This is a genomic window from Paenibacillus sp. 01T443 (genome assembly GCF_056398325.1).
Genome location: NZ_JBFTPE010000001.1, coordinates 215,824 through 228,864, shown reverse-complemented (window position 1 = coordinate 228,864; position 13,041 = coordinate 215,824). Strand labels below are relative to the sequence as shown.

General features: G+C 45.6%; 12 protein-coding genes. 6 read left to right on the top strand and 6 right to left on the bottom strand.

The features are described from left to right. The first annotated feature begins 57 nt into the window (after window positions 1-57). From AC1DLI_RS01010 to AC1DLI_RS00985, 6 genes are all read left to right on the top strand, one after another. A complete protein-coding gene (locus AC1DLI_RS01010; protein WP_477598913.1) occupies window positions 58-588 on the top strand; it encodes a hypothetical protein in 531 nt (176 codons plus the stop codon). A gap of 1 nt (window position 589) precedes the next feature. Further along, window positions 590-2,083: an AAA family ATPase gene (locus AC1DLI_RS01005; protein WP_477598912.1), complete on the top strand. Its 1,494-nt coding sequence runs from the start codon at window positions 590-592 to the stop codon at window positions 2,081-2,083. Window positions 2,084-2,234: 151 nt separating this feature from the next. After that, a complete protein-coding gene (locus AC1DLI_RS01000) occupies window positions 2,235-3,107 on the top strand; it encodes a 3-hydroxyacyl-CoA dehydrogenase family protein (protein WP_477598911.1) in 873 nt (290 codons plus the stop codon). After that, window positions 3,107-4,318 (top strand): acetate/propionate family kinase, encoded by a 1,212-nt coding sequence (locus AC1DLI_RS00995; protein ID WP_477598910.1) that lies wholly within the window; start codon window positions 3,107-3,109, stop codon window positions 4,316-4,318. Before AC1DLI_RS01000 ends, AC1DLI_RS00995 begins: the two co-directional genes overlap by 1 nt. A gap of 26 nt (window positions 4,319-4,344) precedes the next feature. Next, on the top strand, window positions 4,345-5,025 hold the full coding sequence (locus AC1DLI_RS00990) for a DnaD domain protein (protein WP_477598909.1): 681 nt from the start codon (window positions 4,345-4,347) through the stop codon (window positions 5,023-5,025). Between the two features lie 277 nt (window positions 5,026-5,302). Further along, window positions 5,303-8,335 (top strand): family 43 glycosylhydrolase, encoded by a 3,033-nt coding sequence (locus AC1DLI_RS00985; RefSeq protein ID WP_477598908.1) that lies wholly within the window; start codon window positions 5,303-5,305, stop codon window positions 8,333-8,335. A 232-nt stretch (window positions 8,336-8,567) separates the two neighbouring features. Here AC1DLI_RS00985 and AC1DLI_RS00980 read toward each other — a convergent pair whose 3' ends face one another. From AC1DLI_RS00980 to proC, 6 genes are all read right to left on the bottom strand, one after another. Further along, complete coding sequence (locus tag AC1DLI_RS00980) at window positions 8,568-8,795, bottom strand: hypothetical protein (RefSeq protein ID WP_477598907.1); 228 nt, start codon at window positions 8,793-8,795, stop codon at window positions 8,568-8,570. Window positions 8,796-8,820: 25 nt separating this feature from the next. Next, window positions 8,821-9,321 carry a MerR family transcriptional regulator gene (locus AC1DLI_RS00975; RefSeq protein WP_477599348.1) on the bottom strand — a complete coding sequence of 167 codons (501 nt, stop codon included), beginning with the start codon at window positions 9,319-9,321 and terminating at the stop codon, window positions 8,821-8,823. A 282-nt stretch (window positions 9,322-9,603) separates the two neighbouring features. Then, window positions 9,604-10,260, bottom strand: a complete 657-nt coding sequence (gene mtnB / locus AC1DLI_RS00970; RefSeq protein ID WP_477598906.1) for a methylthioribulose 1-phosphate dehydratase — start codon at window positions 10,258-10,260, stop codon at window positions 9,604-9,606. Further along, window positions 10,257-10,940: a 2-hydroxy-3-keto-5-methylthiopentenyl-1-phosphate phosphatase gene (locus AC1DLI_RS00965; protein WP_477598905.1), complete on the bottom strand. Its 684-nt coding sequence runs from the start codon at window positions 10,938-10,940 to the stop codon at window positions 10,257-10,259. Before AC1DLI_RS00965 ends, mtnB begins: the two co-directional genes overlap by 4 nt. Next, window positions 10,940-12,169 carry a 2,3-diketo-5-methylthiopentyl-1-phosphate enolase gene (locus AC1DLI_RS00960; RefSeq protein WP_477598904.1) on the bottom strand — a complete coding sequence of 410 codons (1,230 nt, stop codon included), beginning with the start codon at window positions 12,167-12,169 and terminating at the stop codon, window positions 10,940-10,942. Before AC1DLI_RS00960 ends, AC1DLI_RS00965 begins: the two co-directional genes overlap by 1 nt. Next, entirely contained in the window at window positions 12,166-13,035 is an 870-nt protein-coding gene (gene proC / locus AC1DLI_RS00955; RefSeq protein ID WP_477598903.1) for a pyrroline-5-carboxylate reductase, read from the bottom strand. The genes AC1DLI_RS00960 and proC overlap by 4 nt, the downstream gene beginning before the upstream one ends. Window positions 13,036-13,041 lie beyond the last annotated feature (6 nt).

Here is a 13,041-nt window from a genome sequence, read left to right as displayed (position 1 = left end):
ATAGAGGAATTGATATACGGAATAATCATATAAAAAGCTGCGGGAGGGATTTTGCATATGTTGAGACCGCGAGTGATACCAATAGTAATTACAGCAGCCATATCGGCTTCCGTTTTATTTGGCGGTTGGGCAATTTACAATCAAGTAGCAGTAGCAGCGCCGTTAGAGCAGGTCGCTAAAGAAATAGCCGGTGTCGTTTCTTCAGATAAGCCGGTTATGGATAATGAGCAGGTAACCATTCCAATTGAATTAAACGAGGATGCGAATCTTCGCGATGTATATGAGAGAATTCAGGCTAACGGCGAAGATATATTTGATGACCGTCAGCTTACGTTGAAGTTTAAAGGGAAACCAAATAAGCAGCTTGAGGATTTATGGTATGCTGCTATGTTCGATATTGCTGAAGCCATGGAGACCAAAACCTATTCCAACATTCCAGAAGCCATGAATAAGGCAGCTAAAGCGTACAAAGATATAACGATTTCAACGGAAATGGATGAAAAAAACGTATATATTACGATAAAAAATCCAGAAGCGGTGAAATACGTCGTAATGCCTCGCACCTCTAACGAATTGGAGGCTTGGTAATATGCGGAAATATGGAATTGAAATAGCGATTGGTTTGGTGCCAATAGTCATTGCGTTTTTGATCTTTATCGGACAAAATGTCGCTCCTATGCTGATGCTTGGCGTTATTGGTTTTGCAGTCGTCTATGCTGCACGCGGCAGAGGCAAACTAACGGCCATGACCGGACAGAAACAGCGTACCGACGTAAAGTCTACTCCCTTTACCTTTGAGCAAATCGGAGGTCAGGAGAGGGCAAAGCAGGAGCTGGTTGAAGCTCTTGATTTTCTTGTTCATCAGGAAAAAATAGCAAAGCTGGGCATTCGTCCGCTTAAAGGCATATTATTGGCGGGCCCTCCAGGAACCGGTAAGACTCTGCTTGCTAAAGCTGCCGCTCAATATACAGATTCGATCTATTTGGCTGCTTCTGGCAGTGAGTTCGTCGAGATGTATGTCGGCGTTGGCGCGGGACGCGTTCGGGATTTGTTCAAAGAAGCGCGTACTAAAGCAAATAAAGCCAAAAAAAGCAGCGCGGTCATTTTCATCGATGAGATCGAGGTCATCGGCGGCAAAAGAGACGGCGGACAGCAGCGGGAATATGATCAAACCTTGAATCAGCTGTTGACGGAAATGGATGGCATACATGCTAATGAATCCCCGCGGATTTTGCTGATTGCAGCAACTAATCGCAAGGAAATGCTGGACAGCGCGCTCTTGCGGCCGGGCCGCTTCGACCGCCATATCGGCGTCGAACTGCCGGATAAAAAGGGCAGGCTGCATATTTTGAACATACATGCTAACAATAAGCCCATTGAAGACGGCGTTGACTTGGATCGAATCGCGAGAGAATCCTTTGGTTTCTCGGGCGCACAGCTTGAGAGCGTCATGAATGAAGCAGCGATCTATGCGATGCGGGAGAGCCGTGAACAAATCGCAGAAAATCATCTATCCATGGCGATCGATAAAGTGATGATGGGCGAGAAGACGGATCGGGAAGCGACGAAGGAAGAACGTGAGCGCATCGCGCTTCATGAGCTTGGTCATGCGATAATGGCGGAGCTGGTACGCCCAGGCAGTGTTTCACAGGTAGCCTTATCGCCACGGGGACAAGCACTGGGTTATGTGCGTCATAATCCACAGCAGGATCAGTATTTATATACAAAAGATTTCCTAAATGGACAAATTATGATTGCGCTTGGCGGAGCTGCAGCGGAGGAAATGTTCTATGGTGACCGCAGCACCGGATCGAGAGGCGATTTCGAGCAAGCTATGAATATTGTTAAAACATTAGTGGAATCCGGTTTGACCGAGCTAGGCATTATCGATGGATCCATGATGACAAAAGATGTATGGGCTTCAACGAATCGCACGATTTTGGATGAGCTTATGCTGCAAACAAAAGGGATGTTAGAATCCAGAAGAGATGTATTTACGAAATCGCTGGAAACGCTGCTGCGTGAGGAAACACTTAGCGGAGATGAGTTTAGAACGCTATTTGCGACAAATTCGGCAGCATAAAACGTTTACAATATTACAATTTGAAGGCGGAGTGTCTATCCGCCTTCTATTTTTGATGAAAACCGTTATAATAAGATTGAATTATTATTGCAGAGAATGCTTCTCAATTCGTTATAAGAAGCAGACTTACCATACTAAAGGAGCTAATACATTGCATATAAAAACAGTAGGCGTGGTAGGCGTGGGGACCATGGGGCAGGGGATAGCAGAAATGCTTGCCTCAAAAGGATTGGATGTAATTATTATTGAGCACTCGGACGAGCGTCTTGTTTATGGCAAACAAATGATCGAAGTTAGCCTGGACAAACAAATAGAAAAATGGGCGCTCACGAAATCCGAGAAGAAGCTTATTATGAATAGAATAGAGGCAACGACAAGCTATGAAAGGCTGTCGGATTGCGAGCTGGTCATCGAATCGATTACGGAGGACTTGGAGCAGAAAAAAGCAGTTTTCGAAGCCATAGATCGGATTTGCGGCCCGGATGTTATTCTTGCGAGCAATACATCTACGCTTAGCTTAACGGAGCTTGCCAGTGTAACGAAGCAGCCTGACCGCGTGATTGGCATGCATTTTATATATCCCGTATCTAAGATTGATTTGGTTGAAATCGTCCGCGGTTTGAAGACTTCAGAGGAAACATTCGTGCAGACGAAACATTTTGTTGAAGAAGTCATTAACAAAAAAGGAGTCATGGTGTTTGAATCTCCCGGCTTTGTGACATCCCGCCTCATCTGTTTATTCATTAATGAAGCCCTTCATGTATTGGAGGAAGGGGTGGCTTCCGCAGAGGATATCGACAGAGCAATGCGTATAGGGTATTCCTTCCAGCATGGGCCTTTTGAAATGTGCGACCGCTTCGGACTGGATTCCGTGCTTGCTGCTCTTGACCGGATGTTCCGTGAATACGGGGAACTCAAATACCGTCCGTCCATTGTGCTGAAAAAACTGGTGCGTGCAGGACATTTAGGCGTCAAATCAGGCGTCGGCTTCTTTAAATATGATAAGGATGGGGACCGGATCTAATGAAAGTACTAGTCATCAACGCAGGAAGCTCCTCGTTAAAATATCAGCTCTACGATATGAGAGATGAATCCGTGCTGGCAAGCGGCCGCGTAGAGCGTATCGGAATGGATTCTTCCATTGTCACGCATGAACCGGTCGATAAGCCGGAGGTTCGTAATGTAAGTGAAATACTCGATCATGTTACCGCTGTTAAACGTGTCATTGATATGCTTACGAATCCAGAATTCGGCGCAATCAGCCATTTGAATGAAATCGAAGCGGTTGGACATCGTGTCGTACACGGAGGCGAGGTGTTTAGCAGCTCCGTACTCGTTACGCAGGATGTTAAACTGGAGATTCGCAGATTATTTGATTTAGCCCCACTGCATAACCCGGCCCATATGATGGGAATTACGGCTGTAGAAACGAATTTGCCGGATGTTCCGCAAGCGGTCGTATTCGATACCGCATTCCATCAAACGATGCCAAACACATCGTATTTATATCCAATTCCAACCGTACTGTACCGCCGACATAAAATTCGTAGATATGGTTTTCATGGCACATCGCATTCCTATGTGAGCGCGCAAGCAGCGGACTATTTGAAAAAACCGTTGGAATCGCTCAAAATGATCACTTGTCACATCGGAAACGGGGCAAGCTGCGCAGCGATTTTGAACGGAAAATCATTCGACACGAGCATGGGGATGACTCCGCTCGAAGGTCTAATGATGGGGACAAGAAGCGGTGATATTGATCCAGCAATCGTGCCTTTTGTTATGAATAAAGAGGAATTGACATTAAATGAAGTTAATTCTATGCTTAACAAGCACAGCGGAATGCTGGCTATTTCTGGGATAAGCAGCGATATGCGAGAGGTTACTGAGGCGATGGTCGATGGCGATAAAAACGCTAAACTTGCTTTTGATATGTATACTTACCGTGTGAAGAAATATATCGGCGCTTACGCAGCTGCTATGAACGGTGTAGATACCATCGTATTTACGGCTGGCGTCGGCGAGAATTCCGTTGCTTTGCGCAAAGCGATTTGTGATGGCATTTCTTTTCTCGGCATTGAGCTTGATGAAGCCCGCAATGCCGAGCGACGCAAGGATGCGCGTGAAATTACGACCGACAGCTCCCGCATAAAAGTACTCGTCGTTCCTACAAATGAAGAGCTGCTGATCGCGAGAGATACTTACAACTTAGTCAAGAAAGCTAACAAGTCATAAAAGGTTAATATAGGAGGCAGCTGGCAGTGAACAACGAGATATGGAAGGCTTACTCGCATGGTATGGCTGCTGCAGTGCAGGAAGGCGGCGTATATGTATCGGCGATGCTGCTGCGTACGTATCGCCAGCTTGGTTTATCGGACACAGAAGCGATGCTGCTGCTGCAAATCATGGTTTACATGGATGCTGATAGGAATGACTTTCCTACGCCAGAGGAGCTGGCTGAGCGTATGGGGTTAACCGTAAAAGAGGTTGGCCAACTGCTCGGCCGGTTGATGAAGGAAGATTTTTTAACCATTGATGAATATGTGGACAGCTCCACGGGCAGGCAATCGGAGCGCTATAATTGGACAGGATGGCTGTTAAAAGCTACTTCGCTTACTGCAGAGCTGAAGCGGGAAACGAAAAAGGCTGATCGGCAGCCTGCAAAGCAGCAGCAAGCGCCAGCATCGGATTTGTTCAGCGTATTCGAGCAGGAGTTCGGAAGATTATTGTCTCCCATCGAGTGCGAGACGATCTCCGGATGGCTTGACCATGATCGGTATACGGATGAAATTATCCGTTTTGCGTTGAAGGAAGCCGTTTTTGCAGGTAAGTTAAGCCTGCGGTACATTGACCGGATATTGATTGAATGGAGCCGTAACCGGGTAACAAATGCAGACGAAGCCCGCGCACATGCACAGAAGTTTCGCGGAGGAAGAGGTTAAGCCCTTAGGCTTAGCCTCTTTTTTTTATACGGATCAAGCTATCAAAGCGAGGGTCTAACGTAAACTTTATTCGAATCAATGGGTTAATCTGTACTCTGAAAATAGAAAAAAAGGATAGAAAATTGTAAAAAAGATCGGGATATTAGAAATATATAATTTTGGAAATGTGTTAAGTTTGTAGCACACCGTAAATATGGGAAAAGGAGGAAACCTATGGAGTAAATAATGCTGCCAAACGGTTAAAGTAGATATGAATTCAAGAATTGGAGGAATCGGTATGAAAAGAGCATTAGGAATGCTCATGGCTATTATTCTATTTGCAGGTATGATCAACTTACCTATGAATGCTCATGCAGCAGATTCAATAATGGAAGGTCACGGATTGTTGGGTGAGTTTTTTAAATGCGTAAAAAACCCTAATGATAGGGAAGATATTACTATATTTAAATTCGATGATCTACGAGGAGAAAGAGCTGTTGCCAATTTAAATGGTGATTCGTTTGCTAGCATTTTCAACCAACTTTCAGGGACACCCGATTTTAACACAGCACGTTTTACAGGTACCATAGTACCAGAATATACGGAGGATTATACCTTCCATATGGTTGGTGATGACGGGTTCAGAGTATGGATTAATGGAGAACTGATTATTGACTTTTGGGAGCAAAAATGGGAAATCCCACAAGTTAGTGTCCCGGTTTCTTTGGAAGCTGGGAAACATTATGACATCAAAGTTGAGTATTTGCAAGGCTGGGGAGGTTCATGGCTTCGTATGGAATGGGAAAGCGCAAGCCAGAATAGAGAGATCGTTCCTGAATCAGCACTTTACTTGCCGGCAGATCGATTGATCGCAACTAAAAAAGCGGATCTGGCAGCAGAAATTCAAAAGGTAGTGTATTTAACAGAAAACTTTGCTGACAAAGTAACCGAAAGCGCATTCAATAAGATAAATGCCGTAAAAATAACCGCAGAGGCATTGCTTGACACGATTGATGACCAAGAGGTAGATGACAGAGAGAAGGCAGAACTATTAATAGAAGCGATTGAGAACGTTTCTATTGCCCGTTCCGATTTTATGAAAGAAATGGGAGTCACAAGTTCTTCGGTATCTGACAAATTCAACAACCCGCTTTATCAAGGACAGGACCCCTTTGTAACTTATAAAGACGGATTTTATTACTTTGTATCATCCAGTAATCTAGACTCTAACAATAAAGTTTATGTATCCAAATCCCGTACCCTGATCGATCAAGGCGAAAAGGTCATGGTATTTGATTCAAAAGGAACACAAACTCGGATTTTCGCTCCGGAAATCTTCTTCTTTGGCGGAAAATGGTATATCTATTACTGTGCCGACTTAAAAGAATATGGCTACAAACATATGGCAACCGTTTTGGAGTCCGTTACCGATGATCCGCAAGGGGAATATGTGGATAAAGGCGCATTATATGCTGGTGAGAATGGCGAGTATAAACAAGCAAATGACTTTACGGTATTCGAATATAACGGACAACTTTATGCGGTTTGGGGTACCTTAGGCTCCGGAGAGCCGATCGGACCGGCCATTGCGCCTATGGATAATCCGTATACGATTACGGCAGATCGCTCTTTCTTGCCAGGCGGCGGCGGGGAAGGACCTCGTGTTTTACAAAAAGACGGAAAAGTATTTATCACGATGTCAGAGGGCGACTATGCGTCAGATGGTTATCGTTTATCTTATTTCACAAATACAGATGGGGATTTCTTAAACCCGGATTCTTGGACCCGTACGAATGATGTTTTCGTAGCTACCAGCGATGTATCAGGGCCTGCCAGAGCAGGATTTGTAAAATCGGCAGACGGCACAGAAGATTGGATGATTTACCATTCACGCGTATATCAAGATACGGGACGAAACTGGTGGCGTGAAGTAAATATTAAGAAAATCGGTTGGAATGAGGATGGAACACCTCAGTTTGGCGAACCGGTTTCTTCCTATGAATGGCAAGAATTACCTTCGGGAGATTTAGGCCTAGGTGATATGTATCAAGCAGAAGACGCCATTCACTATGGTGACATTACAAAAGACAATACCCATGCAAATTATCAAGGTACTGGCTATATTAACCTGCCGGAAAACTCTGGTGCTGAAGCAAGTTTTGTCGTGAATGCAGAAGAAGAAGGGGATTATATCGTTGGCGTGAGATATGCTTACGGCGTACAAGTAAATGGGGAATCTACAAATAATCCTACGACGCAATTACCAGCAAGAGCAAAAATCAATGTTTATGTAAATGGTATACTCGTAAAAACAATTGCTCCAGACAAAACGGCAATCAGCTGGGATGAATGGTTTACCGCTTCTGAGCGTTTGAGCTTACAAGCAGGTAAAAATGTAATCAGTTATCGTATTGATAACGGAAGTATTGGTAATGTGAATTTAGACTTTTTAACGATGTACAAGGCAGATGTACCGAATCCAAATGCTTCAAAAGAATTAACGGGGACACTTACAGCTATGTCTCAAATTCCGCTAGGAAATGATTTCGCGGTGAACTATGGTTTAGCCCATGTGTCGAACAGCTTGGAAGATGCTATCTATGCTCAGGATCTAATCTTCAACTATGATCCCGATAAGCTTGATTTTGTTTCAGCCGTATCCCTGAAAGAAGGTCTTTTGGTCATTGATTCTCAGACGGAAGTCCTTGGCCAAGTCCGTATTCTGCTTGCAAGCCAAGGTGCGGATCATCCCATCACCAGCGACGGGGATTTGCTTAAATTAAACTGGAAAGCGATCAAAGAGACAGCTAATACAAGTATTACTCTGTCTCGGGCACAGCTTGCGAACGGAGCTGGTGAGGAGACGACACTTGCACCTGTCACGCATAACCTGCAAGTCACTAGCACTAATGATCTGAACAAAGAAGCTTTGAATTCGTTAATTGCTGAGTCACAGGCTGCTGTGGATGCAGCGGTGGAAGGCAGTGCGCCAGGACAATACCCGGTTGGTTCCAAAGCTGCTTTGCAAGCTGCGATAACTGCAGCTGCAGCAGTATCCGAGAATGCTGAAAGCCAAGCAGCCATCGATCAAGCCGTAAGCGTCTTAAATCAGGCTTTGCAAGCATTTGAAAATTCAGTCAATGCTTCAAAATCGGGTGATATTAACGCAGATGGAAAAGTGAGCATTGGCGATCTCGCCATTGTTGCTGCCAGCTATGGTAAAAGCTCGGCAAGCCCTGATTGGAATTTGATCAAAAAAGCGGATATCAATCATGACGGTGTCATTGATGTTGCTGATTTAGCGGTTATTGCAAATGCAATTTTTGAATAAGACAAGAGATCTAGGAATAAAGTGAGTGTGATTATGCCCTAGGGAAGAAGCCAAGTCGCGGACGATCAGTCGTTATCGTGACTTGGCTTTTTTCTGTTAAATAGGTTAGGCGATCATCGAAACTGGAAATTCTTCATATAATTTCGAGAAAAACGAGTATTTATAACGAAATCATTAGAATCAGCAGGAGAAATTCCCGTTAATTGAGAAGACCATAGGCTGAGAAAGTTGATTACGGCTTACTCGCATAAAGAAGCGCAGTAACGGGAGTTAGATTGGCCAGCATGGTTGAATAGCCTTTGCCTTCAAGCCAGTTTACCAGCTCGGAAGCAATGGAGAGATGCCAGGTTGAATGTGATTCCTTCTCCTTGTATAAAGGTGATTTCAAAACTTCATCATCTTGCGTCTCCATGATTCCTGTTACCACGAGGCGGCCGCCATGAAGGAGCACACGATCCATCTCTTCAAGCGCCAAGAGCTGCTGGTCATGATTTAGATTCCTCTGTCAGCAGTCCGTCAAGCGTAACGAGAGGCGTATCGTACCCGTGCTGCAGCGCTAAAAAATCATAATTCCATTGATCGCTCCAAGAAGCTCGGACCAATCGGTTGCGCTTCATTTCTTCAGCAGCATATTCCACTTTATCAAGCTTGGGGAGGCCGTTGCGCCGCCATTCGGATATCGTAAGATCAAGCGACTGCAGCGCTTTCGAAGCGGTAATCCATTGCTCATATAAAACAGCCCGTGCACTGTCAACTGTGCGAATAAATGCTTCAGGCTCATCCATAGAGGATAAAGCATCATGGATGGAGGACAAGGACATACCTAGTTCCCTAAGTGAAATAATCCAGCGCAGCCGGATAAGATCATGTTCAGAATAGGATCGATACTTGTTTCCAAGCGTCTTACTAGGACTAATGAGTCCTTTTTCTTCGTAAAATCGCAGCGTGCGGGGTGTAACGCCGAGCTGCCGAGCTGCCTCATGCACCTTCAAAAAAAATCACCTCTGATTCCATTATGAACGTTTCCGTTACGTCAAAGTCAATCTTTCGGAAACATGCAAACGAGACTTAGCCGCGTGATGCAGCAAGTCGGTCATGCGGTTAAATCTTGAATATAAAAATAGATGCCTCAGCAGTGGTTTTGCTTCTGAGGCATCTATTATTTTAAATATATAAGAATTTATAAGTTTTCACTTATAAATGTGCTGATATATCTCCGCGAAACGATAGCTTTTGCCACTGAGGACGGCGACAGTCGTTTACGCTTGTTACGATCGACTACCGCGCATAAGCAGCTCCATGCGATAAACATACTCGAAAATGAATTCGAAAGCTTCCAGATGGCGTTTTGCTTCAAAAGCATTGTCACCCCATGCATAAATCCCGTGCTTACGGAGTAAAATGCCGGGAATATTTTTGACGATTCGTTCCGTAATTTCAGGGACGATAGAAGGGATATGGGCAAAGTTTGAAACAATAGGGATATCGATATGGGCTTCCTCATCCCAAATATTAAAGCCTTTGATGAGCTCAACACCGTCAACCGGCACAGACTTACGATCCCAGAAGTATTCAGAAATGACGCTGTTGAATACAGAATGGATATGGAATATAGCTCCGGCGCCAGTCAGTTTATAAATTTCGCAGTGAATGAGGGTTTCGGCAGACGGTTTTAAACGTGTTGCCTCGCATGGCTTGCCATCTTGGTCAACGAATAGATAATCCTCCGGCGTATGTACGGTTTTATCCTTGCCGCTTGCCGTGACCGCGAACTGAAAATCATCAGTTTGGAAATCTCCGACACGGATGGATAGATTGCCGCTAGTGCCAGGGAACCATCCGCGTGAAGCAAAGAGCTCCTTTACTTCGCGAAGCTCGGATAGAGCACGCTGTTTATCTTCTAAAGCGATTTGCTGAAAGCTCATTTCACAATCTTCCTTTCGGCATTCATAATGTTGATAATGTCATGGAACGTTTCGTACTCATGATGAGGCAGCCCAAGCTCGTTACATTTTACGGTTAAATGAGAGCGGGAATAAACTACGTCAGCAAGCTTTGCGCCTTCGAAATCCGTAACGCTGTCGCCAATAATAATACGTTCGTACTGCTCGGCTGGAAAACGACGCATAATCGTTGTTTTGCACATCCCGCAATCGTTGCTGCAGTGCTCATCACATGGATTTGGCCATAATATTTCAATGCGTTCGCCGTTAAAATCGCTGCTATTACAATAAATATGATCTCTTGGAATATTAAACGCTTCGAGAATAGGATAAACAAAAAAGTCGATACCGCCGCTCGTTACGTAAAAATCAATTTGCTGCTCCTTGCAATATTCAAGGAATTCGGCAAATCCTTCACGAATTCGGGCATTCGAAATACTGAATGCAATGACTTCCTCTTGCATGGAGGCAGGGAGGAGCCGAAACAGCTGACCAACGCCATCTTTGATGGTGATCTCCTGCGCAATCGTTTGTTCCGCAATTTTCTCCCAGCCCACCGGGCCAAAATGCTTAATTATGGCGATGATGTTGTCGTTTACCGTAATCGTTCCATCGAAATCACAGAACACGATGCGTTTCTTAGCTGCATTGTTGTCTGTCATTATTCTTTGATCCCCCATGCTTGAATTGCCGCTTGCAGCGGCTCATTGCCAGCTTGCTCAGTCGCATCGCGGAGCGGAACGCCAGCTAATGTGGCTGCAATTGCCTGACGGAATGCTTGTCCTCCCGCCGCGGTTCCCATGGGATGGCCGTGAATTCCGCCACCTGCATTTACGACAACGTCTGTGCCGAAATCCTTCAAAATGAGCGGGACAAGCCCTGGGTGTATACCAGCCGATGGCACAGGGAAGCTGGTCCGAAGTCCATGCATAGGTGCAAGCAAAGCATCCTTAACTGCTAAGTTTTCTTCCTTCGGCATAACGACCGAACCATACGGCGATGGGAAAAGCACAAGATCTGCCCCTGCGAGACGCATCAGCTTACCAAGCAGCAAGGATGCGCTAATGCCGTAATGAGGAGATGGATACATTGCTCCAGCCATTGCGGGGTGTGCAGCTATTGGCACATGAATCGATTTATCGCTGCTCAGCTCATGCAAAACATCAAAGCCGTATGCGAGTACATTGAACAGAAGTGCGTTGGCACCCGCATCAATTGCTTTGCGGGCATTGGCAGCAAGCTGAGACGTCGGACCTGTTAAATTAACAGCGTATAGCAGCTTCTGGCCAGTCTCTGCCTCTGCGCGGCGAGCTGCTTCCATACAAGCTTCAACACGCTTCTCAAGCGGTGTAAGCGGGTTTTCGAATAAAATTTCATCATCTTTGATTAAATCAACGCCGCCGAGCGCTTGTTTATAAAATTGATCCTGCAGATTGGCCAAATCATAGCCAACGACGGATTTGAATATGCTCATAAGCAGCGGGCGATCTTGGACGCAAAGCAGCTCACGAACCCCGTTAAGCCCGAATTTCGGACCAGGAAAAGCAGATGCAAAATCTTCGGAAACATCCAGATCCATCAGCTTGATTTTACCATCCATGGAAAGCTTGCCGAACACGGTAACGAGCAGGGCAGGTAGATCACGGCTGAAATTGATATCGGGATAAGCAATCTTGATATCGGCATAACGTTGCCCAGGCTCGGCATTAGCAGGCTCATGAATGCTGACTGACAACACCTTGCCGAGATGCTTCTCCATTTCTGCTTTTTGAGCTTCAGGAAGCTCAGTCCAGCTGCCCACGGTCAAGCCTACAGCAATCGAGAGCGCCTTCTTATTAAAATCGGCTTTATCGTCATAAGCGCGGTAAGTTGCTATACATACTCCATTCATTCCGTGATGCTCCTCTCGATGGCTGCGCCCAACTCACCCGCGCGTTCAGCAGAACGATGAACGGCCTTATTGATGGTTTCGGCAAAGCGGTTTTCGGCCATTAGCTCAAGAGCGGCCTGGGTCGTGCCGTTAGGAGATGTTACCTTGCGGCGAAGCTCCGCTGGCTCTTCGCCCGTATGGCGAACCATTTCCGCTGCACCTAGAACGGTTTGTATGACAAGCTCCTTTGCTGCTGATTCAGATAGACCTAACTGAATAGCCGCTTCGATCATGGATTCCATGAAATGGTAAACATAAGCAGGACCGCTGCCCGAAACGCCGGTTACCGCTTGCTGGAGCGATTCATCGACGACGGCATTAATGCCGACTGAACTGAAAATCGCTTCTGTAAGCAGGCGCTGCTGCGGGGTGACTTTATTTGAATAACTAATTCCTGTAGCGCCAAGGCCTATCGTGCTTGAGGTGTTTGGCATAACACGTACGACAGCCGATTGATCGCCAAGGAGCTGCTCGATTGCACGTATCGATAATCCGGCAATTACGGAAATGATCAATTGGTTAGGAGAGACGAATGGTTTGATGGAAGCGATCGCTTCGGCAGCATCCTTTGGCTTCATCGCGAGAAAAATAATATCCGCTTCCCGCATGTAAGATTCGTTTGCTCCGCCTTGCAGAATGGTTTGTACGCCGTATTGCTCGTGAAGCTCATTAAGACGTTCAGCATTTTGACGGTTCAGCATAGAGATGCGGTTTGCTTGGATAAGCTCTTTATTGATCAACCCTCTTGCGATTGCCTCAGCCATTGATCCTGCGCCGTAGAAGCATAGCTGAAGGGTGGAAATGTTGGTTTGCGTTAATTGCGACATGGTAGC

Excerpts from the sequence above, each read along its gene's own strand:
- AC1DLI_RS01010 (WP_477598913.1), top strand. The coding sequence starts at position 58 with ATGTTGAGACCGCGAGTGATACCAATAGTAATTACAGCAGCCATATCG.
- AC1DLI_RS01005 (WP_477598912.1), top strand. The coding sequence starts at position 590 with ATGCGGAAATATGGAATTGAAATAGCGATTGGTTTGGTGCCAATAGTC.
- AC1DLI_RS00995 (WP_477598910.1), top strand. The coding sequence starts at position 3,107 with ATGAAAGTACTAGTCATCAACGCAGGAAGCTCCTCGTTAAAATATCAG.
- AC1DLI_RS00985 (WP_477598908.1), top strand. The coding sequence starts at position 5,303 with ATGAAAAGAGCATTAGGAATGCTCATGGCTATTATTCTATTTGCAGGT.
- AC1DLI_RS00980 (WP_477598907.1), bottom strand. The coding sequence starts at position 8,795 with ATGGATCGTGTGCTCCTTCATGGCGGCCGCCTCGTGGTAACAGGAATC.
- mtnB (WP_477598906.1), bottom strand. The coding sequence starts at position 10,260 with ATGAGCTTTCAGCAAATCGCTTTAGAAGATAAACAGCGTGCTCTATCC.
- AC1DLI_RS00965 (WP_477598905.1), bottom strand. The coding sequence starts at position 10,940 with ATGACAGACAACAATGCAGCTAAGAAACGCATCGTGTTCTGTGATTTC.
- AC1DLI_RS00960 (WP_477598904.1), bottom strand. The coding sequence starts at position 12,169 with ATGAATGGAGTATGTATAGCAACTTACCGCGCTTATGACGATAAAGCC.
- proC (WP_477598903.1), bottom strand. The coding sequence starts at position 13,035 with ATGTCGCAATTAACGCAAACCAACATTTCCACCCTTCAGCTATGCTTC.